The organism is Acinetobacter sp. LipI_15 (assembly GCF_058242865.1).
This window is the reverse complement of sequence record NZ_JBZAYN010000001.1, coordinates 2030513-2051640: the sequence shown is the minus strand read 5'-3', so window position 1 is coordinate 2051640 and position 21128 is coordinate 2030513. Positions and strand designations below refer to the sequence as shown.

The 21128-nt window shown below is 40.4% G+C and carries 19 protein-coding genes; 9 read left to right on the top strand and 10 right to left on the bottom strand.

The annotated features are described in order from the left end of the window. Positions 1–8: 8 nt before the first annotated feature. Both icd and AC4CU0_RS09855 read left to right on the top strand, forming a co-directional pair. Positions 9–1262, top strand: a complete 1254-nt coding sequence (icd, locus tag AC4CU0_RS09860; RefSeq protein WP_078189061.1) for an NADP-dependent isocitrate dehydrogenase — start codon at positions 9–11, stop codon at positions 1260–1262. A 406-nt stretch (positions 1263–1668) separates the two neighbouring features. Next, positions 1669–1827, top strand: a complete 159-nt coding sequence (locus AC4CU0_RS09855) for a hypothetical protein (protein ID WP_439736182.1) — start codon at positions 1669–1671, stop codon at positions 1825–1827. A gap of 301 nt (positions 1828–2128) precedes the next feature. Here the strand turns inward: AC4CU0_RS09855 and AC4CU0_RS09850 are convergent, their stop codons facing one another. Together AC4CU0_RS09850 and AC4CU0_RS09845 are read right to left on the bottom strand one after the other, a co-directional pair. Then, a complete protein-coding gene (locus AC4CU0_RS09850) occupies positions 2129–3304 on the bottom strand; it encodes a YbfB/YjiJ family MFS transporter (RefSeq protein WP_490743044.1) in 1176 nt (391 codons plus the stop codon). Between the two features lie 230 nt (positions 3305–3534). Then, positions 3535–4965 carry a pyridoxal phosphate-dependent aminotransferase gene (locus AC4CU0_RS09845; RefSeq protein WP_078189059.1) on the bottom strand — a complete coding sequence of 477 codons (1431 nt, stop codon included), beginning with the start codon at positions 4963–4965 and terminating at the stop codon, positions 3535–3537. Between the two features lie 228 nt (positions 4966–5193). Here AC4CU0_RS09845 and msrB point away from each other — a divergent pair, with 228 nt between their 5' ends. The 4 genes from msrB to AC4CU0_RS09825 all read left to right on the top strand — a co-directional run bounded on the left by msrB (position 5194) and on the right by AC4CU0_RS09825 (position 9230). After that, a complete protein-coding gene (gene msrB / locus AC4CU0_RS09840) occupies positions 5194–5613 on the top strand; it encodes a peptide-methionine (R)-S-oxide reductase MsrB (RefSeq protein ID WP_078189058.1) in 420 nt (139 codons plus the stop codon). Continuing rightward, positions 5610–6098, top strand: coding sequence for a glutathione peroxidase (locus AC4CU0_RS09835; RefSeq protein ID WP_490743043.1), 489 nt, complete (start codon positions 5610–5612; stop codon positions 6096–6098). Before msrB ends, AC4CU0_RS09835 begins: the two co-directional genes overlap by 4 nt. A gap of 112 nt (positions 6099–6210) precedes the next feature. Continuing rightward, the gene (locus AC4CU0_RS09830) at positions 6211–6720 is read left to right on the top strand and encodes an energy transducer TonB family protein (RefSeq protein WP_490743042.1); all 510 of its coding nucleotides are present in this window, start codon (positions 6211–6213) and stop codon (positions 6718–6720) included. Between the two features lie 320 nt (positions 6721–7040). Then, entirely contained in the window at positions 7041–9230 is a 2190-nt protein-coding gene (locus AC4CU0_RS09825) for a TonB-dependent receptor (protein ID WP_490743041.1), read from the top strand. A 142-nt stretch (positions 9231–9372) separates the two neighbouring features. Here the strand turns inward: AC4CU0_RS09825 and dapC are convergent, their stop codons facing one another. The 5 genes from dapC to AC4CU0_RS09800 form a co-directional block, all read right to left on the bottom strand. Continuing rightward, the gene (gene dapC, locus AC4CU0_RS09820) at positions 9373–10542 is read right to left on the bottom strand and encodes a succinyldiaminopimelate transaminase (protein ID WP_490743040.1); all 1170 of its coding nucleotides are present in this window, start codon (positions 10540–10542) and stop codon (positions 9373–9375) included. A 24-nt stretch (positions 10543–10566) separates the two neighbouring features. Beyond that, positions 10567–13233, bottom strand: coding sequence for a [protein-PII] uridylyltransferase (glnD, locus tag AC4CU0_RS09815; RefSeq protein WP_180027234.1), 2667 nt, complete (start codon positions 13231–13233; stop codon positions 10567–10569). Positions 13234–13262: 29 nt separating this feature from the next. Beyond that, positions 13263–14477, bottom strand: a complete 1215-nt coding sequence (gene purT / locus AC4CU0_RS09810; protein ID WP_171263820.1) for a formate-dependent phosphoribosylglycinamide formyltransferase — start codon at positions 14475–14477, stop codon at positions 13263–13265. Between the two features lie 901 nt (positions 14478–15378). Continuing rightward, entirely contained in the window at positions 15379–15726 is a 348-nt protein-coding gene (gene ygaH, locus AC4CU0_RS09805; RefSeq protein ID WP_180004109.1) for an L-valine transporter subunit YgaH, read from the bottom strand. Next, positions 15723–16475, bottom strand: a complete 753-nt coding sequence (locus tag AC4CU0_RS09800) for an AzlC family ABC transporter permease (protein ID WP_490743039.1) — start codon at positions 16473–16475, stop codon at positions 15723–15725. Before AC4CU0_RS09800 ends, ygaH begins: the two co-directional genes overlap by 4 nt. 103 nt (positions 16476–16578) lie before the next feature. On the opposite strand from AC4CU0_RS09800, the gene AC4CU0_RS09795 reads away from it, so the two are divergent. Further along, positions 16579–17058, top strand: a complete 480-nt coding sequence (locus AC4CU0_RS09795) for a hypothetical protein (protein ID WP_078189048.1) — start codon at positions 16579–16581, stop codon at positions 17056–17058. A gap of 435 nt (positions 17059–17493) precedes the next feature. Further along, positions 17494–17652 (top strand): hypothetical protein, encoded by a 159-nt coding sequence (locus AC4CU0_RS09790; protein ID WP_227591814.1) that lies wholly within the window; start codon positions 17494–17496, stop codon positions 17650–17652. 96 nt (positions 17653–17748) lie between these two features. Here the strand turns inward: AC4CU0_RS09790 and AC4CU0_RS09785 are convergent, their stop codons facing one another. After that, a complete protein-coding gene (locus tag AC4CU0_RS09785; RefSeq protein ID WP_180050076.1) occupies positions 17749–18456 on the bottom strand; it encodes a Crp/Fnr family transcriptional regulator in 708 nt (235 codons plus the stop codon). A gap of 100 nt (positions 18457–18556) precedes the next feature. Between AC4CU0_RS09785 and AC4CU0_RS09780 the strand changes: the two genes are divergently transcribed. Further along, positions 18557–19096 carry an Mpo1 family 2-hydroxy fatty acid dioxygenase gene (locus tag AC4CU0_RS09780; RefSeq protein ID WP_180022557.1) on the top strand — a complete coding sequence of 180 codons (540 nt, stop codon included), beginning with the start codon at positions 18557–18559 and terminating at the stop codon, positions 19094–19096. 65 nt (positions 19097–19161) lie between these two features. On the opposite strand, the gene AC4CU0_RS09775 is transcribed toward AC4CU0_RS09780, so the two are convergent. Next, complete coding sequence (locus AC4CU0_RS09775; RefSeq protein ID WP_490743038.1) at positions 19162–19596, bottom strand: hypothetical protein; 435 nt, start codon at positions 19594–19596, stop codon at positions 19162–19164. A gap of 231 nt (positions 19597–19827) precedes the next feature. After that, the gene (gene ychF / locus AC4CU0_RS09770; RefSeq protein ID WP_490743037.1) at positions 19828–20919 is read right to left on the bottom strand and encodes a redox-regulated ATPase YchF; all 1092 of its coding nucleotides are present in this window, start codon (positions 20917–20919) and stop codon (positions 19828–19830) included. Positions 20920–21128 lie beyond the last annotated feature (209 nt).

Genomic DNA, 21128 nt, shown 5'->3' with positions numbered 1-21128 from the left:
TCATAAAAATGGGTTATCAGAAGATCGTCGTTCCAGTGGATGGGACAAAAATTACAGTAAATTCAGACTTATCATTCAATGTTCCCAATAATCCAATTATTCCATTTATTGAAGGCGATGGTATTGGTGTTGATATCACTCCAGTGATGAAAACCGTGGTGAATGCCGCAGTACAAAAAGCTTATGGTGGAAAACGTGCCATAGAATGGATGGAAGTCTATTGTGGTGAAAAAGCCAATAAAATTTATGGCACCTATATGCCCGAAGAAACCTTTGAGGCTTTACGCGAATTTGTGGTTTCAATTAAAGGGCCGTTAACGACGCCTGTCGGTGGCGGTATTCGTTCGCTGAATGTTGCATTACGTCAAGAATTAGATCTCTACGTCTGTGTGCGCCCAGTACGTTGGTTTAAGGGCGTTCCTTCACCTGTTCAGCATCCTGAACGTACAGACATGGTGATCTTCCGAGAGAACTCAGAAGATATATACGCTGGGATCGAATGGAAAGCAGATTCACCTGAAGCCAAGAAAATGATCAAATTTCTTAAAGAGGAAATGGGCGTCACCAAGATTCGCTTTGAGGAAAATTGCGGTATCGGGATTAAGCCTGTATCTAAAGAAGGTTCTCAGCGTTTGGTGCGTAAGGCCATTCAATTCGCCATTGATAACGATAAGCCGAATGTCACTTTGGTGCACAAAGGTAATATCATGAAATATACCGAAGGAGCGTTTAAAGAGTGGGGCTATGAAGTCGCAGTTGAGCGCTTTGGTGGTGAATTGCTAGATGGCGGTCCTTGGGTCAAAATAAAAAATCCGAAAACGGGTAAAGAGATCGTGATTAAAGATGCGATCGCAGACGCTTTTTTACAACAAATTCTCATGCGTCCGACCGATTATTCAGTCATTGCTACCCTGAATTTAAACGGTGACTATATTTCGGATGCCTTGGCGGCTGAAGTTGGCGGTATTGGTATTGCACCGGGTGCCAATATTGGTGGCGCGGTACAAGTTTATGAAGCGACACATGGCACTGCACCTAAATATGCGGGTCAAGACAAAGTAAACCCTGGGTCTATTATTCTGTCTGCAGAAATGATGCTGCGAAATATGGGCTGGACTGAAGCGGCAGATCTAATTATTAAAGGTATTGCGGGGGCGATTGAAGCCAAAACAGTGACCTATGATTTTGAACGACTCATGCAAGGTGCAAAACTCTTGCGTTGTTCGGAGTTTGGACAAGCCATCATTGAGCATATGGACTAAGTTTATTTGCCAACCTAAGTGTAAAAAATGCTAGGTGAAAAAAGGACTGAATGATTCAGTCCTTTTTAATGGGGAATAATTAAAAACATAGAATCATAGCTTCTCAATACCATTAAAAAGAACGAGATAAAAAGATGACTTCACGCAATCAATCAGATGGTCTGGCATGCTTGTCATGTTACTAAAAGTTTAAAACAGCACTATTCGAGTGAACTTAGGTAATGCAGAAAATAGAGGGGGGATTGATTTCAAATTAATTATTCGCCAGTGATTTTACAATGACGTAATTCGAAACATTTATCGGCTTGGATCCTTGAAAATTAGCGGTACATTGGTTGCTGTCCTTTAGTAGATGTACATCTAGTAACAGTACATTGTGACACTTATGATGATAAGGAGAAATGAAATGTCTCGTAAACAGCATCAACAAAACCAACAAACTGATCAACAGCAGCAGCAAAATGATCAGCAACAGCAACAGCAACAGCAACAGCAACAGCAACAAGACCAAAAGAAACAGAAACAACAGCCGCATCAACGAAATCAGCGTCAACAACATCATTAGTAGGCTAAAGACTTTGTGAATCAAAGTTCATTTGGCCGAATGGTTTTTAATTGATCGAAATTTAAGTTTTATACGTAGACGAGAAGGAGATGAATTTGTCTAAGAAAACCAAATCACTTAAAAAGGAAATTAAAGCGAGGTTGAACAAAATTTCAAAGCATAATTCTGCTTTGAAAAAGTTAAAGAAAAAGCTGAAAAAAGCTTAGTCCATTCACGATTTATCAAAAAGAAAAGACCTATTTAAATAGGTCTTTTCTTTATATACATGATTGGTGATGTAGTTGAATGTCTTGTGATCTACCTAGACGAGATGCTTACTTAATTTTGCAGTGCGAGTGAACCAAAAGAGTTGTAGTGTTCCAATGAAGAGCACGCATGCGGCCAAAATAAATTGCTGTGAATAATCAATACCGATTCGCTGTAAAAAACTAAAGCTTAAACCACCGATCAATTGAATAGATGCAAAGCACAGAGTTGCAATGCTCCAGAGCTTTTTATAGGCGCTACCATAGATTTGCAAAATGGTATAAGAGGTGAGAAAAACCACTGCTGGATTGAGCAAGCCTGTCGCAAAAGAAGATAAAAAAGTAAAAAGTGGATGGATATTAATAATCGCTATAAAAATCGCGAAGACATAACAGCTATATAAAATTTTAAGAGCGCTAATATTTCCCAGTTTTTGTGCTAGGCAGTAAGCAACAAATGCCCCTAAAGCACTCCCTAGACCATATAAAATCCAATTGAAATTGATCCCGATCGGGCTGAGGTGTAGGGTGTGAGTTAAATAGTCAATCCAAAATAATGAATGGGGCACGTAAGCAAAAGCACTGGTGCTATACACGATTAAGAGACAATAGAATATCCCATCAACTTTATGTTCTGCAGCTGAAATCGTGGTGAATGTTGTGAGCTGTGATTTAAAACCTTTTAAAAGCACGCTGAGTAAAATACAAATCAGGCTTGAAAAAGAAAATAAAATCAACCAAGCCCACTTTGTCGGCATTTGTTGGATGTAAGGCAAAAATAGCGTTGCCATTAACACCCCTAAGCCAATACCACTGAAACCAATAAAGTTGATTTTAAAGCGGTCTTGAAGCTGTGAACATTGGGCCACAACACTTGGGGAGAGGATCATTAGTAAGCCGCCGCTGATCCCTGAAATAACGCGCCAAGTGCTATACCAAAGTTCTGAAAAACCTGAAAATGCACAACTGAGTAAACTGAGTGTCCCTGCAATAGCTGCGAGTTGGATATAATTCACCATGCTTTTATTTTGGGGTAATTTCATGGCCCAAAATGCACCGATCAAGTAGCCGAGCAAATTGGCACTGCCTAAGATGCTGGCAAAACTTGGGCTCCAACCAAATGCTTCACGGGTTGAAGGGAGGAGTGCGGTATAGGAAAAACGTAATATCCCGATGCCTAGGCACATGCTTAGACAGAGAAATAGGCTCAGTTTAATTTTGTTAGAGAACATCCTGTACTCATGTATTTTTATGATTGGTTAAAAAATAACATGAATAGGCTATAGAAAAATCAACAGATCTTAAAGTTTTGACTAAGGTCTAAGCTCAAAATAAATTATTAAAAACTTAACTATTCAAAAAGATAGCTGTGGTGTGAGTACAGTAAGAAGTCAAATTTAAAGATACAGTAATAAAAAACCGTACACGGCGTACGGTTTTTTATTTTTAAAGCACTTATGAATTAACGCATTTTCGCCAAGAAACGACCTAAACGAGTGAGTGCTTCACGTAGTTCATTTTCAGCAGGCAAGAACACCACACGGAAGTGATCAGGTGTTGGCCAGTTAAAGCCCGTACCTTGAACCAAAAGTACTTTTTCAGCACGGAGGAAATCCAACATGAATTTCTCATCGTCTTGAATTGGGTAAATTTCAGGATCCAATTTAGGGAAGCAGTACATTGCACCCTCTGGTTTCACACAAGATACACCTGGAATATCATTCAACATTTCCCAAGCAATGTTACGTTGTTCATATAAACGGCCGCCCGGACGGATGAGATCATTAATTGATTGATAACCGCCTAAAGCTGTTTGAATCGCATATTGCGCTTGGTGGTTGGCACACAGACGCATCGACGCCAACATGTCTAAACCTTCAATGTAGTCGAGCGCACGTGATTTATCGCCTGTAATTGCCATCCAGCCCGAACGGTAACCTGCAATTCGGTATGCTTTCGATAAGCCATTGAAAGAAATACACAACTGATCACCTGCCAATGACGCAACAGAAACATGTTCAATACCGTCATAAACGATCTTGTCGTAAATTTCATCAGCAAACAAAATTAAGTCGTATTTCTTCGCAAGAGCCACAATTTGCTCAAGCACATGACGTGGGTAAACCGCACCTGTTGGGTTGTTCGGGTTAATCACCACGATACCGCGGGTATTCGGGGTGATTTTACTTTCCATGTCGGCAATATCTGGATACCAGAAATTTTCTTCATCACATTTATAGTGAATGGCAGTACCGCCAGAAAGGTTAACTGCTGCAGTCCACAATGGATAATCTGGCATTGGCACCAGCATTTCGTCGCCATCGTCGAGCAAGCCTTGCATTGCCATCACGATCAGTTCAGATACGCCATTTCCGACATACACGTCATTGACGTGCATGTTTAAAATGCCTTTTTGCTGGTAGTACTGACAAATTGCTTTACGCGCAGGGAAGATGCCTTTTGAGTCGGTATAACCGATTGCATTTGGCAAGTTTAATGCCACGTCGTTAATAATTTCTTGAGGCGCTTCAAAACCAAAAGGTGCGGGGTTACCAATATTTAATTTAATAATTTTATGGCCTGCCTCTTCCATCTCATTGGCCGCTCGCAACACTGGTCCGCGAATGTCGTAGCAAACATGCTCGAGCTTAGACGATTTCTTAATTTCGCGTGGGGTGTTAAACGTATTCGGCATTTTTATATTCTCGGAAAGAGTGGAGGTCACTTTTGCATAACGGTATAAATAGCTTTTAAATGTCTCGGTCGTTACTAAATCGAGATGATGTTCGTCTCTGAGTAAAGCAACTATTTTTTCATGCGTAAACCCTGCCTGTTGATATTGTTTGATCACGGGCAGCAGATTTTTAAAAATTACGCTCTTTTTCTGCGACATTTTTTAATCCTGAGCAAGAGTAGCGCTAAGATTATCACTAAAGTTGCTCACAAAAAAGCATTTAATTTGGCATTTTGCTTACCATTGATTTAGATTTGCTTACCTTTTGCTTTTTTGGTCATTATATAGATTTTGTAAATTGTTGAATAAAGACTAGAAATTTAAGAATGAATGACGTAAATATAGGATTATCCTATTTTAAATACCACGATATAAAGGGACGTCATCATGGGAAAACTCAATAAAACAGAAAGAGAATGGCAAAGAGAATTGTCACCAGAAGAGTTTCGCATAACGCGTCAGAAAGGCACGGAGCAAGCTTTCACTGGAAAATATTGGAATACTAAACAAGCTGGTACTTATGTATGCCGTTGTTGCGGGGAACCGCTTTTTTCTTCTGAAACAAAATACGATAGCGGTTGTGGTTGGCCGAGCTTTTATAAGCCGATTGAACCTGCTGCGGTGGAAGAAAATGTAGATACGACACACGGTATGGTCAGGACAGAAATTGTTTGTCATCATTGTGACGCACATTTAGGGCATGTTTTTGCTGATGGCCCACAGCCGACTGGATTACGTTATTGTATTAATTCGGCATCCTTAGAATTAGAAACAAAAGAAAAAAATGATGAGGAAACTTATCCATGACCACCATTCACCAGTTTGAAGCAGAATTACTGGACGGAAGTAATAAATCCTTTGCAGATTATAAAGGCAAGGTTTTATTAATTGTAAATACCGCTAGTAAATGTGGGTTTACTCCTCAATTTGCTGGTTTGGAGAAAATTTACGAACAGTATAAAGATCAAGGTTTTGAGGTTTTAGGTTTTCCATGCAACCAATTTGGCGGACAAGATCCGGGTTCAAATGATCAAATTGGCGCATTTTGTCAAAAAAACTATGGCGTATCTTTCCCGATGTTTGCCAAAGTGAATGTAAAAGGCCCAGAAGCGCATGTGATTTTCCGTTATTTAACCAATAACTCGAAAGGCGTATTGGGAAATGGCATTAAGTGGAATTTTACGAAGTTTTTAATAGGGAAAAATGGTCAGGTCTTGAACCGCTATGCACCCACGACAAAGCCTGAAACCTTGAATGAAGATATTGAAAAAGCTTTGGCTCAATCTAAATGATGTGAATCATTGGTGGAACTGAGGTTGATATAAAGGCGCGAAAGCGTCTTTTTTTTTTGGATGTTTTATACTGACGGCTCTTTATTTGAAGGTCATAACATTGTTTAGGCAGATGGTTAAACGTCGAATTTGTGTTTTAACGGTTTTTTTACCTATATGTGTGGGTACAGCTTGGGCAGATAGCAATTTGAACGCTTCTGAATCTGCAGAAACTTCTGTTGATGTCAGCAATCTAGACCGCACGACAGATGCTCAGGTCAATGCATTATTGCAATTATTAAAAACACCTGTAGAAGAATACCAACCTACGCGTGTTGCCGATGTAATTGATCCACATGTCAAACCGAAAATGTATGAAGTCTCTTGGGTGAATGCACCGCAATATGTGCTGTCTACGTCTGAGATGAAAACATATAAGCATCCTGTCAAACTACAGCTCACTGTGATTGCTACAACAGGCTATATTGGTAGCTCAAAACTCATTGCAAGTTCAGGCTCTAAAAGCTTTGATCAAAAAGTACAAAAATCCCTATTGGTTGCGCGACTTGAACCTATTCCGATGGTTGATAAAAACCTTAGTTATACCGTTGAACATGAATTTGCTATTCATCCACCTCAATAAGCCTATAGCAGAAGGCATATGTTAATTATTGTTCTAAGCTCCCCGAATGATCTGTAATTTTCGGGTTTACATCTGATAGATGAAGCTTGCAGATTAGTTTCATGAGTGGCAATTAAATGACTTAATCCTTGTGTATTTGATGAATGAAATCGCTCTTCGGCAATCAGGTGAGTGTAATTCGTTAAGTTGAGCTTAATAAAAAATTACAATTAAAAAATAAAAAGTAATAAATAAAAAGCATCGTAAAAGATGAAATAAAAGAATAAATGCTAATTATTATCATTTATTATGTGGGCGTATTTTCTAGGATCACTCTCCCAATGTTAAAAATGAAGCAGCTCTGTGTGATGATGGCGTGTGCTACACAAGGGTTCACATATGTTTATGCGAATGAAATCGCTGAAAAGGAACATCCCGCTGCCAATATGGATAGTACTGAAGTTCAAACGCTAGAAGCTATTAATGTGGTCGTGAGTGCGGATGCTTCTGCAAATGGCTTGATGAAGCCTTATGCAGGGGGGCAAGTCGCGACGGGCGGTAAAGTGGGTATTTTCGGTAATCAGAAAAATTTAGAAACACCATTTAATATCACCAGTTATACCCAGCAATATATTCAAGACCGCCAAGCGAAAAGCGTTGGTGACGTGCTACAAGCTGATGCAGGTGTGCGTACAGCCAAAGGTTATGGGAACTTTCAAGAAGCTTATTTTATTCGTGGGTTTGCATTGGCATCAGATGATACGGCATATAACGGCCTGTATGGCATATTGCCACGCCAATATATTCCAACAGAACTGTTTGAGCGGGTAGAAGTCTTCAAAGGCGCTTCGGCATTTTTAAATGGTGCAATCCCAGGTGGAACAGGCATAGGTGGGTCAATTAACTTACTTCCGAAACGTGCCAGTAATGATCCCTTAACACGTGTGACGGTGGGGACAAACTTCAATGGTGCCTATGTGGCATCGGATGTATCACGTCGCTTTGGGACAGGTGATCAATTTGGAGTGCGGGTCAATACCGCTTACAATGATGGCGGAACCGAGATTGACCAAGAAAAGAAAGCACTTGGATTGGCTTTGATTGCTGCGGACTACAAAGGGGAGCGTTTCCGCCTATCTAGTGATTTGGGATATAACAATAACCGCCTTTCAGAAAATCGACCAAGTTTACGTTTAACCAATGCAGTTACACAGCTTCCGAGTGCTGCTCAGTATGCTAATTATCATGGTCAAGCATGGACTTATTCAAACGAAGAAGATTTATTCGGAAGTGTACGAGCAGAATATGACTTAACCGATGCAACAACAGCCTATGCCGCATATGGTTTCCGCAAATCAGAAGAAGCCGGTGTTTACTCAAGCCAGCAATTAAGTGATACCGCAGCAGGAACAGCAAAACTTTCTGCATCGATGATTCCACGTAAAGATCGCAATCATTCAGCAGAACTGGGTGTGAAAACTAAATTTGAAACAGGTGCTTTAAAACATCAAGTGGTCGCTTCTGGTTCTTTATATCGTGCAGATAAACGCTATAGCTATGGATATGCCACCAGTTTGAATGATAATTTTTATGATCCGATTTACACCGAAGATTCAAACATTGACAAATGGTTGGGGGGAGAAGGGACTTATCCAAAAGCGGGTGTCAGTACGTTGAAAAGTTTTGCCTTGGGCGACAATATTTCGATGTTAGATGATCGTTTAACGCTCATGCTGGGTGCGCGTTATCAGGAAGTTGATCAAGACGTATATTCTTACGGAACCTATAAATACAATATTAATAAAAATCAGCTTACTCCGGCATTGGGTGTGAGTTATAAATTAACGCCTGAATGGTCTATGTATGCCAATTACATCGAAGCTTTGGTTCAAGGTGAAGCAATTTTGGATAGCGAAGGTAATAACTTTATTGCTGATCCATTTGTGTCGAAACAAAAAGAACTGGGCGTGAAATATGAAAATGGTTTGATTGGTGGAACATTGAATTATTTCTATACAGATCGCCAAAAAGCCTCAGTGAATAGCTCGGGGACTGCACAAATCAGTCAAGCGACGAATATTCACCAAGGGCTTGAATTTAATGCCTATGGTCAATTAACAGATTCAATCAAGATATTGGGCGGTGCAACTTGGATTGATACCGAGCAAAAAGACACATACCAAGGTTTATTTGATGGACATCGTGTGATCAGTGTGCCGGAGTTCCAAGCCAATGTCGAAGCGGATTGGAAACTACCGATTGAACAAGATGTTAGTGTAAATGGGCGCGTTGTATATACGGGTTCAACTTATGCAAACAATGCCAACACTTTGAAACTTAAAGATTGGACACGTATAGATTTGGGTGCAAACTATAAAACGCAAATCAAGAATGTACCCACCAGTTTGAATTTTAGTGTGACCAATGTTTTAGATAAAGACTATTGGGCTTCAGCCTCGGTGAACGATTATACGTATTTGTCACTGAGCGAACCTCGAACATTTAAATTGAGTGCAACATTTGATTTCTAATAGTGTTCAATGATTTCTCAATGCTTGTTTCTAAGTAATTATTGCTAGATGATTAGCGCTGAATGATTGTTAAGAAATGACTCAAATAAAAATGCCCCAAATTTGGGGCATTTTTTGTTTTAAGCAAAACGCTTTAAATCAATTAAAGTACTGTTTTTAAGCGACGAATCACTTCTTCACATTGGGCAATATCGGCAACAAGGGCTAAACGGACATGGTTTTCACCCGGATTACCTTGTGCTGTATCACGCGATAAGTAACGGCCTGGAAGCACTTTAACGTGTGCTTTTTCCATGAGCATTTTGGCAAAGCTTTCATCATTATCGACTTTTAACCAGTAGTAAAACCCAGCATCAGGTTTTTGTAATGGTAGTAGGTGACCCAGTTCGCGTTGGAATAATTCAAATTTTGCACGGTACTGTACGCGGTTTTCTTCGACGTGTGCTTCGTCATCCCAAGCTGCAATTGAAGCTAACTGGTGTTGAACAGGCATCGCAGCGCCATGATAAGTACGGTATTGTAAATAAGGTTTTAAAAGCGCAGCATCACCTGCAACAAAGCCAGAACGCATACCCGGTAAGTTAGAGCGCTTAGACAGTGAGTGGAATACCACGCAGTTTTTATAGTCATCACGGCCTATTTCAGCACAAACTTCAAGCAGACCAACAGGCGCTTCATCAAACCAAAGCTCTGAGTAGCATTCATCAGATGCAATCACAAAATTATATTGGTCAGACAGAGCAATCAGTTTTTTAAACTGTTCTTTAGAAAGTACCGCACCTGTAGGATTACCCGGTGTGCAGACAAACAGTAAAGCGGTTTTTTCCCAAACTTCAGCTGGTACAGCGTCAAAGTCGCCAAGGTAGTTATTTTCTTCTGTACAGTTGATGAAGTAAGGCTCTGCACCCGCAAGTAAAGTTGCGCCTTCATAGATTTGGTAAAACGGATTTGGCATCACCACATAAGGGGCATCTTCACGTTTAACCAAAGCTTGTACAAACGAGAAGATCGCTTCACGTGTACCTGATACAGGCAGGACGTTGGTGTCTGCACTGATGCTATTGAGTTTAAAGCGACGGGTTAACCAATTTGCAATACTTGTGCGAAGCTCAGGTAAACCCTTGCTGTTTGGGTAAGTTGATAAGTGTTGAAAATTATCAATAATGGCCTGTTTCACAAACTCCGGTGCAGGATGCTTTGGCTCACCAATCGATAGGGGAATCAAAGGCAACTCTGCGGGTTTCACATCCTGAAATAGCTTATTTAGCTTTTCAAATGGATAAGGGTGCAATAATGACAAACTGGAGTTCATGGAATGGATACCGATCAATTTAAGTTAATGATGACTACAAACCTGATTCGAAGCTTCATCGAGTGCTGACTTTAATTGTGCAGCAAACGTTTCTGCTTCTGAATCGCTCATAGGTGAGCCATCTTTTTTAGTGACATAGAAAATATCTTCAGCACGTTCACCGAGCGTCGCAATTTTCGCAGAGTGAATATCTAGGCCTTGCATCATAAATAAACCACCGACTTTAGCAAGTAAGCCCGGATGGTCAAGTGTCGCAATTTCAACCATATTTTGTTGAAGCGCTTCATTAAAAGAAATACTCACGGTATTTTCAATATCAAAATGACGCAGTTGACGTGGAATACGACGTTGCATCAGGCCTGGGTACTTGTCAGATTGGCTCAAGGCTTTTTTGAGCGCTTCAATAACGGTTTGTTCACGTTCAGGATCTGTTAATAAGGTGCCAAAACGGTCAAGTACAACATAGGTGTCCAAACTAAATGCAGTGGATGCTGTGATAATCCGAGCATCTTGAACGTCTAGATTCATTCTGTCCATAATTGCCACTGTGGTCGCAAACAAGTTAGGTTGATCTTGAGTGTAAATAAAGATCTGTACCGCATCTTGTGCAAATTTACGATGTGCTCGCATCATCACCAATGGTTCTGCATTATTGCCATGTTTTAAAATGGCGCGTGTATGCCATGCGATTTCATCGGCAGATTCTTTTAGGAAATATTCATCACCGAGTTCTTGCCAAACAGTTTCTACATCGTAGAGCGCAAAATCATTGACTAACAGTTCGCTGGCCGCAAATTTAGTGTCTTCAATCAGCATTGGATAGTCTACAGGACGACCTAAACCTGAACGAATCACATCACGTGCTTGTGTATACAGTTGACGCATGAGTGATGCACGCCATGTATTCCAAAGCGTCGGATTGGTTGCGTTGATATCGGCAACTGTTAAGGTGTAGAGATAGTCGAGATGCTCCATATCGCCCATTTTCTCAGCAAATTCTTTCACCACATCTGGATCGGAAATGTCTTTTTTCTGAGAAGTAACGGACATCAATAGATGGTTTTGAATCAACCATGCGACAAGGTTGCACTCACGTTCAGTAAACCCATGGGTACGGCAGAAATCAATTGCATCCGCTGCACCAAGTTCACTGTGGTCACCACCACGACCTTTGGCGATATCATGGAAAATTGCTGCTAAATACACAATGTCGCGGCGCGCCAGTCGTTGGAACACTGAGCTAACGACAGGGAAGTCTTTAGCAAATTCAGGCTCTTTAAAACGGTTTAAATTACGCAGTAATAACAGGGTATGGGCATCGACAGTATAAATATGGAACAAGTCGTATTGCATGAGTCCCATGATTTGCCCAAAGGCAGGAATATAGTTGCCGAGCACGCCATAACGTTTCATCGCCACCATGGTGTCGTATAAACGGTAGGGTGAGCGAATGATCGCCATAAATAAGGCTTGATGTGCAGGATTGTCACGGAAGTTTTGATCAATACGTTTTGCCGCAAGAGACAATAGACGTAAAGTTCGGGCACGAATCCCTTCAATTTCTGGACGATTCGCCAAGAGGTAGAAAATTTCTAAAATAGCACTTGGATTTTCAGAGAAAATTTTATGATGCTGCACCGCCAATTTGCCATCGACTAATTTGAAGTTGGCATTGATCTCTTCAATCTTACGTTCATAGTCAGGCAAGCGTGGCGTGATGACCGATTCATTGAAATAAGCCAAAAGCATTTCATTCAAAGTCGTCACTTGCTGAGCGCTACGGTAGTAACGTTTCATGAACTGTTCGATTGGATAATTCGGTGATTTGCCTTCTTCACGCTGATAGCCAAATTTAGCGGCAATGTCACGTTGATAATCAAACAGTAAGCGGTTTTCGTCGCGCTTGGTTAAGCGATGTAAATGATGACGGATTTCCCAAAGAAAGCTTTCTGTTTCTTCAAGAACGCCAAGTTCAAACTCTGAAATAAAACCTAGATGTACAAGGTCATAGATGCGATTGACACGGAAATGACGCTTTGCAATCCAACCGATTTGGTTGATATCGCGGATACCACCGGGCGCATTTTTAATATCGGGTTCTAAGTTGCTTTCGGTATTGTTATGTTGAGCATAGCGTTTGGCTTGCTCTTGCATTTTGGCATCATAGAAGGTTTTATCCGTCCATGTCTGTGACACGATACGGCGTGGCCATTTGGCTAGGTGTTCATTGCCCACAATCAAACGTGCTTCGATCAGCGCTGTTGCCACGGTTAAATCATTGGTGGCTTGAGCAACACAATCGTTAATAGTACGTACACTGATGCCCGGTTTGAAATTACCAACATCCCAAAGTGTTGAAATAAAGCTGGAGATGAGTTTTTCTTGTTCTGGGCTGATTTCATCTTCAGACAAAATCATGATATCGACGTCGGAGTATGGCAGCATTTCACGGCGACCATAGCCACCTACAGCAAACAAACCGAGATCGGTTTGGTCGAGTTCAGCATGTGTCCATAAGAACTTTAAGGCTTCATCGATTAGATTCGATCGAGCCAAAATCACATCACGAATCGACTGTCCATTTTCAAAGCATTCCTGTAGCTGATTTTCAACATCTGAGCGCCATTGGTTAATCGCCTGAATGTCGTGGTTACTTTTAATGTAATTCAGCAGAGGAAGCGTATTGATCATGAACAGTGGTCCGTTAAGGTGTTACAAACTTAGTTTTGTTGAACACTGACTTGTTGTGCAGCATGTTGAGCAAGTTCACGCGCATGATCTGTGGTTTCAGCACGTGCTGTTGCTACGCCCATACGGCGACGTTTAAAGCCTTCTGGTTTACCAAAGAGGCGTAAATCGGTGTCTGGATTAGCCAAAGCAAGATTTAAGCCAGTAAATGATAAATTGGTATCATCCACGCCTGCATAGATGACTGCGCTCGCAGCAGTACTGTGTCGAGCAGTATTCACAGGCAGACCAAGAATGGCACGTGCATGCAGTTCGAATTCGCTTTGGAATTGCGATGCAAGAGTGACAAGGCCTGTATCGTGTGGACGAGGTGATACCTCACTAAACCATACTTTATCGCCTTTGACAAACAGTTCCACCCCAAAAATGCCACATCCACCTAATGCAATGGTTACTTTATTGGCAATACGCTTGGCTTCCTCTAATGCAAGAGCAGTCATGAGTTGTGGCTGCCAACTTTCTACATAGTCGCCAGCGTCTTGGCGGTGGCCAATTGGGTCGCAAAATGATGTTTCAATTTCACCTGTTTCTGCATTTTTTGCACGAACAGTCAGCAGGGTGATTTCAAAGTCAAAGTCAATTTGTGATTCCACGATCACAGTACCTTGATTTACACGTCCACCTGTTTGTGCATATTCCCAAGCAGCATCGACTTCATCAAAGCTTTTTACACGTGACTGTCCTTTACCCGAAGACGACATGACAGGCTTAACAAAATTTGGATAGCCAATGTCATCGCATGCAGCACGAAACGCTTCAAGGGTATTGGCAAAGCGGTAGGCTGAAGTCGGTAGTCCAAGCTCTTCGGCAGCTAGACGGCGAATCCCTTCACGGTTCATCGTCAGATTGACAGCTTTTGCAGAAGGAATGACAGTGGCAATATTTTGTTCTTCAATCTCGACCAAAACTTGAGTCGCAATAGCTTCAATTTCAGGAACAATCAAATGAGGCTTCACTTGAGAAATTAAAGCTTTAAGTGCCTCAGGATCTGCCATATTTAAAGTATGAGAAAAATGCGCAACTTGCATGGCAGGAGCATGGTCATAACGATCGGCAGCATGAACTTCTACACCCAAACGTTGCAATGAAATCACAACTTCTTTACCGAGTTCACCAGAACCTAACAGTAAGACTTTATACGCTGAAGACTGAAGTGGAGTACCAATAGTGACGCTCATGTAAATCATCCATGCTTGATTTTATGGGAATTTAAGCATAGCAGAACTTGTTCGAGAGATAAGCGAGTGTTCACATAAATAAATGATATTGTCCAACAATTTTTTTTATATCTTTATGGGGTGCGTTCGTGTAATTATTTACCTGTGAAAATCTTTAAAAAGTGGTATTTAGTTGTTTTTTATTTAAATTCACTTTAAATATACCTGCATTTTTTACAGATGCAGGGAATGGCTCAATATCCAAATTTGCACATTGAAGCGCACAAAGCTGTATAGATGTTTGGCGGAAATTGGGCCAGTACAGCAATCCGAGCAGTGGTGCGACGCATATGCATAAAATAAATATCATTCCAACTAAAACGGCAGTGAAATGAAGCGCGTCTGTAGCCACCGACAGAAGGTGAAATGATGAATTGAGCCATGAACTGAGGCTGAAAATGCACAATAGAAAAATCAATAAAAAACCGGACAGCTGCGGAAAATTGCTGAATAGGCGGGGCATCGATATGTGTGAAAACATCAGGCGACGTGGATGTAAGTGCAGAATCTGCTGTGTGCAGTTATATAAGCCCACAATCTTTTGTTGCTGATTTTTCTCTATATAAATGGCGCGGATCTGATCTGCTGGTTGGCAATGTACAGCGCAGAAATTACCACTGAACAGCTGGCTTTGAATGAAGCATTGAAAATATGTACTTTCGATGGGTTTTTGCAGTCCCCAACTCAATTCAGATGGTTGTCTGGAATGAATATAAATTTTGCCTTGAATAAAATGGTACTTTGCCATCTATGGGGTTTCGCTAGATTTTTTATGTTATATGCTGACTATCTCATAAATATTGCAGATTAAAAAGCACAGGATAAATAAGCATGTGCTCGAGATTTTATTTGGATTGTCGCTGACACGGCTTTAGAGATGAAAAGGTATATAGGTATAGACTAAGCCGTAAGTCAGTGCTGCAGTGAGCGTGGCTGGTACAATTTTCTTAAACTTGAAATACAAACCTGCAAGCACAGCAAATCCAACCAACATGGCAAAGCTTTTATTTGGGGCTTCAAGCAGAGGTGGTAAGGTTGCAACCACCAACATTGAACTAATTGCAGCGATACCAATCGAGCCCAAAGCGATTTTTAGCCATAAAGAACCACGCTGCTGTGAACCTTGCTGAAATTTCTGAATTACAAAAAATGGCCCAAACCGTGATGCAAAATTCGCAATTCCGACCAAGATCCCGACCAGGATAATTTCTAGATTCATGATGCTTCACCCATATGCTCAGGATCAGGTTTTTTTAAAACATAATGTTTGAATAAACCGGCAAAAATACCAGAAGAAATACCGATAAAAATCGCGGCAGACAAGTCAATAAAGTAGCAGGCAATCGCAGAAACAATAATTGTAACCGTGACCACAAATGTATGTTTTTTCTCAAATGCGGCAAGTAAAAAGCTTAAAAACAATGCAGGCAGTAGAAAGTCGAGTGCGGCTTGTAAAAATTGTGGAAGGTTGCTGACTTGATCGGCAAATAAACCGCCTAAAAATGAGCCTGTTGCCCAAGACAGCCAACTAAATAAACTGAGTCCTAACATCCAAGATTCTGACCATTCTTGACGACGTTGCGACAGTTTGATCATACCTGATGCAAAAACTTCGTCGGTTAAACCCCAAGCCCAAACTGCCGTTTTCTTTAAGTTAAGTCGATCTTGAATCAAGTTTTGTAAGGCAGGGCCATAGAGTAAATGGCGGATATCGAGGGCAATTACAGTAAGAGCAGTCATCCAAATAGATGTTCCACTTCCCAGTAACGCTACGATGAGAAACTGACTGGCACCTGCATACATAGAGCATGATAAAAATAAGGCTTCCCACGCAGTGAAACCAAATTGAGTCGCAGAAACTCCAAATGCAAAAGAAACAGGAAGATAGGTAAAGATAATGGCTTGACTATCTTTAGCACCTTGCCAAAAACCCGCAGGCTGAACTGTAGGAAGTTTGTGCTCAGACACGACACACCTTTGAAAGAGTTGAACAACAGGTCAAATGATGATTGAGTATTGTACTCGAATTCACTAGCATATTGCCGAATATGTTTGCTGAAATGAGCCAGATATGCAGAGGTTAAAGATGCGTGGGATACTGATTGTTTCATTATTGAGCAGCACGGTGTTGTTACAGGCCTGTGGTAATGATGGAGCTGAACAAGCTCAAGTCGAAATTAAAGCAGCACCAAAATTAACCAATGATGCAACGGAGTATGCTGCCAAAGCTTGGGCATTTATCAATGAAGTTGATCCGATTGTTTATGCAAAGCAAGTCGATCAGATGGAAGAGAAAGTCCGTGTTCCAGCGCGTAAATTGAGTACCGAATGGCGTATCAATGTCAAAATGACCGATTCTGTGACTGAAGGTAAATATGCACTGTGTCGTAAGGCTTTAACAAGTCTGGAAATTTGGGCACGTGAAAGTATTGATCAGAGTTCGACTGTTGCACAGAAGCAAGCTGATTATGAGCGTGATAAAAATCAATGCAAAGGTGCGATTGAAAACCCTGAACTCGGAAATACCGATCCGAAAAAAGTAGGCGTTTAACCCGATCAAAGCAGTGAAGATTCACTGCTTTTTTTTTGGAAAATATCAAAAAACAAGAATAAATCTATAAGAGAGGATTGGAAAATCCTCCTCAAAGTATCGCTATTTCATATAAAAATTAAATCAGACTGCTGTCTTGGTATTGAGTTAAATTCCAAATTGTATGGTTGTTTTTTGAAGTCAAATAGATAAAAAGCATTGATTATTAAGTACATAATTATTTTTTATAAAGATTCAGTGATAAAAAATACTCCATTTTAGAACGCCAGTCGTCTGTCCTTCCCTTTAATTAATATCTTTAAAATATTAATAATATAAAGTATGGATAATGTGATAAAAAATTAAAATTATCATTATTTGATAAAGTATGTAAAAATTACTACGTAAAAGATGAAGTATGTAAGTTAAATTAAAGACGTTGAATAGGTGATTAAGATGAAAAAAACATTAATGAAGTTATCGGTTTTGGCTGTTTTGACTACAGCGGTCAATGTACAAGCAGCGACTGAAGACAAATCAGAAGCATCAACTCAAGAAGTTGCAGCATGTACAAATGGTTTTGACAGTGTAAATGTTTGCCAATTATTGTCGTGATCAAAACTCGATAAAGCGAAGTGCCACAAATAAAAGCAAAATAACTATAAAGAATCATTCTGGTGCAATTAAATGCACTTATTTGAATCACAAATGTCAGACATCATGCACAGGAAGTGCATGAGCAATCTGATGTAACTGCGCTAGATCTAAAATTTCAATTTGTTTAAACGCAACACGAAGCACCTGCATTTTTTCCAACTGCTGAAGCTCCTGATTGACTGATTGTCGTGAGCAATTCATCAGTTGCGCAAGTTGTTCCTGCGAGATGTATATGGTGTGTTGCTCAATTTCCAAATGATTTCCATATCCATTTAAAATAAACAGCAGACGCTGTGCGAGACGTTGACTTAAACTTTGCGTTTGTAACGCTATGAGTTCCATAAAGGCATAGCGAAGCTTTTGACTGGTGAGCTGGGCAATATGAAACCAAAACTCAGGGTGTTGTTGTAATAATTGCTGAATTGCTTGAGCCGGTAGGTGTAATAATGTGGACTTTTTGGTACAGATGGCATCGTGAGAACGTGGTAATTGGTCAACCAAGGATATTTCGCCAAACCACATAATCGGCTCAGCTATGGCGGCAATCGCTTCTTTGCCATGAATATCAATATAGCCTAAGCGAACTGCGCCTTCTAAGACCGCATACATACCATTAAAACGCTGTCCTGATAAAAAAACACGTGCGTCTTTTTCGAAAGCTAAGGTTAAGGCATGGCGGCAGATAAAGTCTTGGAAGGAAAGATTTAAGCCTGAATACCATACATTTTTATTGAGTTGATGCACATATTGAGCGTCCAGCACAGCATATCCTTATTTTTTGGTCCAACTTGTCTATTAGCTGACAACTTTATTGATGCATTTTTTATATAGTGAAATGAGTGAATGAACAAGGAGTAAGTTAATGAGCAAACTTGAAAGACTGTTAAGCCAATATGCAGCATATCATTTAGATCGAAAAAATGTGCTGACGCATTTTGTGGGTATTCCGCTTATTGTATTTTCGATTATGTGTCTAACAGCACGAGCAGGGCTAATGATTTCAGGTTTTGAACTGACCCTTGCATTGTTGTTGATTATTGCCAGTGTCATTTATTACCTGAGTTTAGATAAAATTTTCGGTTTGATTATGCTTTTGGTATTTGCCGTCACGTATCCCTTAGCCTTAATGATCGCAAAAATGAGCCTTATGTCATGGCTGATTTGGAGTGTGGGGATCTTTGTTGTGGGTTGGATCATCCAATTTATCGGTCATTATTATGAAAAGAAAAAGCCTGCGTTTATGGATGATGTTATTGGCTTGGCAATAGGACCTTTATTTGTTCTAGCTGAGTTTGTGTTTCTACTCGGCTTTCGTAAAGAGCTTGAACAACGCATGTTGACAGAAGCAAGAAGACAGCGCGCAGAGATGGATGCAAAAGCATTACATATTGCTCACCCATAAATGAGTTGAATAAAAAAGCCGGATAATTCCGGCTTTTTTTGTGCTATGTGTTAATTCTCAACTGTTTAGGATTTCACAGCAGCTTTATGTTGTTCCGCTGCGACCTTTTGTGCAGCGATTTTTGCTTTTGCGTCAGTATTTGCAGCTTTGGCAGCATGGGCTGAAGTTTTAGCTTCTGATTTTGCTTGTGTTGCAAGATGCTGTGCTTGAGCTGCATCATGTATTGCTAATTTTTGATTATGTTTCACTTTACTCTGAGCCAATTGGCTGGCTTGTTTTGTATTGTGTCGAGCGACTTTTGCATCATGCTGCGCAACTTGTGCTGCATGTGTAGCAGTACGGTCCTGATGTTTTGCATCTTTAGCAATGGAAACACAAGTACCATCTTTATGATTTGCACCTGTACCACCTGTAAGTGTGGTGCCTTGTGGACATGCAAACGCAGTTACACTAAGCATTGTAAAGATACCTGCTGTTAGAATTTTGCTGATTTTTTTCATTGCTATTGTTCTATGAAAATAGGCATTAGTGCCTATGAGTAAATTTATAGCAGAACGGTAGAGATTTAAGTCGTTGCACTGTGGTGACTCGGCAACCAAATCATGTATTCGTGTCGATATAATTTTGTTTTTAAGTAGGTTTTAAGTTTTTAAATATGCTTATTTTTTAGCTTGAGCTTTTGCCTGAAATTAAAAAAGCCAGCAAATTGCTGGCTTCTTATGAGTACTGTCTTATACGTTAAAACGGAAGTGTAAAACATCGCCATCTTGAACGATGTATGTTTTACCTTCTAAACGCCATTTACCTGCTTCTTTAGCGCCGGCTTCACCGTTGTATTGAACGAAGTCGTTGTAGGCAACACATTCAGCACGAATAAAGCCTTTTTCGAAGTCAGTGTGAATCACACCTGCAGCTTGAGGTGCAGTTGCACCAATTTTTACTGTCCAAGCACGAACTTCTTGTACACCAGCTGTGAAGTATGTTTGAAGGCCGAGTAAGCCATAACCTGCACGAATAACTACGTTTAGACCAGGTTCTTCCATGCCTAAAGCTTCAAGGAATTCCGCACGGTCTTCGTCTTCAAGTAATGAAATTTCTGCTTCGATTTGGTTGCAAAGTGGAACCACAATCGCATTTTCTTCAGCAGCTAATTTTTGTACTGCTTCTAAGTGAGGGTTATTTTCGAAACCATCTTCTGCAACGTTGGCAATATACATGGTTGGTTTAAGGGTTAAGAAGCCATAACCACGCACCAATTTACGTTCATCTTCATCAAGGTCAGCTGCACGCGCAGGTTTACCTTCATCCAGTAAAGGTAAGATTTTGTCTAAAACAGCTTTGGTCGCAATCGCTTCTTTATCGCCACCTTTTGCAGATTTTGTTAGACGTGTAATTGCTTTAGAAACAGCTTCTAAGTCAGCAAGTGCAAGTTCAGTGTTGATTGTTGCGATATCGTCAAGTGGATCAATTTTGCCATTTACGTGAATGACATTCTCGTCTTCAAAACAACGTACAACATGTGCAATAGCATCCGTTTCACGAATGTTGGCTAAGAATTGGTTACCAAGGCCTTCACCTTTAGATGCACCAGCAACGAGACCTGCGATATCCACAAATTCCATCGTGGTTGGGACAACACGTTGTGGGTTTACAATTTCAGCAAGTTTATCCATACGTGGGTCAGGTACAGGTACGATCCCAGTATTTGGCTCAATTGTACAGAATGGGAAGTTTTCAGCAGCAATCGCAGCTTTGGTTAATGCGTTGAAAAGCGTTGATTTACCAACGTTCGGCAGGCCGACAATACCACAGTTAAAACCCATGAAATAACTCACAAAGTATTATAAAAAAATTGTGGATGATTTTACATGAAAGCCATAATAAAGTCAGGTGATATGGGCAGGAGAATGTATATCTTATTGAATCGCGCAGAGATAGAGATGAATTCACGTCTGAATAATGCTTGAGTTGCACTACAGATGCAGAATAGGTGCAAAAATGACATTGTGTTTCAATAACACAGTGACTAAAG

Excerpts from the sequence above, each read along its gene's own strand:
- icd (WP_078189061.1), top strand. The coding sequence starts at position 9 with ATGGGTTATCAGAAGATCGTCGTTCCAGTGGATGGGACAAAAATTACA.
- AC4CU0_RS09855 (WP_439736182.1), top strand. The coding sequence starts at position 1,669 with ATGTCTCGTAAACAGCATCAACAAAACCAACAAACTGATCAACAGCAG.
- AC4CU0_RS09850 (WP_490743044.1), bottom strand. The coding sequence starts at position 3,304 with ATGTTCTCTAACAAAATTAAACTGAGCCTATTTCTCTGTCTAAGCATG.
- AC4CU0_RS09845 (WP_078189059.1), bottom strand. The coding sequence starts at position 4,965 with ATGTCGCAGAAAAAGAGCGTAATTTTTAAAAATCTGCTGCCCGTGATC.
- msrB (WP_078189058.1), top strand. The coding sequence starts at position 5,194 with ATGGGAAAACTCAATAAAACAGAAAGAGAATGGCAAAGAGAATTGTCA.
- AC4CU0_RS09835 (WP_490743043.1), top strand. The coding sequence starts at position 5,610 with ATGACCACCATTCACCAGTTTGAAGCAGAATTACTGGACGGAAGTAAT.
- AC4CU0_RS09830 (WP_490743042.1), top strand. The coding sequence starts at position 6,211 with ATGGTTAAACGTCGAATTTGTGTTTTAACGGTTTTTTTACCTATATGT.
- AC4CU0_RS09825 (WP_490743041.1), top strand. The coding sequence starts at position 7,041 with ATGTTAAAAATGAAGCAGCTCTGTGTGATGATGGCGTGTGCTACACAA.
- dapC (WP_490743040.1), bottom strand. The coding sequence starts at position 10,542 with ATGAACTCCAGTTTGTCATTATTGCACCCTTATCCATTTGAAAAGCTA.
- glnD (WP_180027234.1), bottom strand. The coding sequence starts at position 13,233 with ATGATCAATACGCTTCCTCTGCTGAATTACATTAAAAGTAACCACGAC.
- purT (WP_171263820.1), bottom strand. The coding sequence starts at position 14,477 with ATGATTTACATGAGCGTCACTATTGGTACTCCACTTCAGTCTTCAGCG.
- ygaH (WP_180004109.1), bottom strand. The coding sequence starts at position 15,726 with ATGAATCTAGAAATTATCCTGGTCGGGATCTTGGTCGGAATTGCGAAT.
- AC4CU0_RS09795 (WP_078189048.1), top strand. The coding sequence starts at position 16,579 with ATGCAGAGGTTAAAGATGCGTGGGATACTGATTGTTTCATTATTGAGC.
- AC4CU0_RS09790 (WP_227591814.1), top strand. The coding sequence starts at position 17,494 with ATGAAAAAAACATTAATGAAGTTATCGGTTTTGGCTGTTTTGACTACA.
- AC4CU0_RS09780 (WP_180022557.1), top strand. The coding sequence starts at position 18,557 with ATGAGCAAACTTGAAAGACTGTTAAGCCAATATGCAGCATATCATTTA.
- AC4CU0_RS09775 (WP_490743038.1), bottom strand. The coding sequence starts at position 19,596 with ATGAAAAAAATCAGCAAAATTCTAACAGCAGGTATCTTTACAATGCTT.
- ychF (WP_490743037.1), bottom strand. The coding sequence starts at position 20,919 with ATGGGTTTTAACTGTGGTATTGTCGGCCTGCCGAACGTTGGTAAATCA.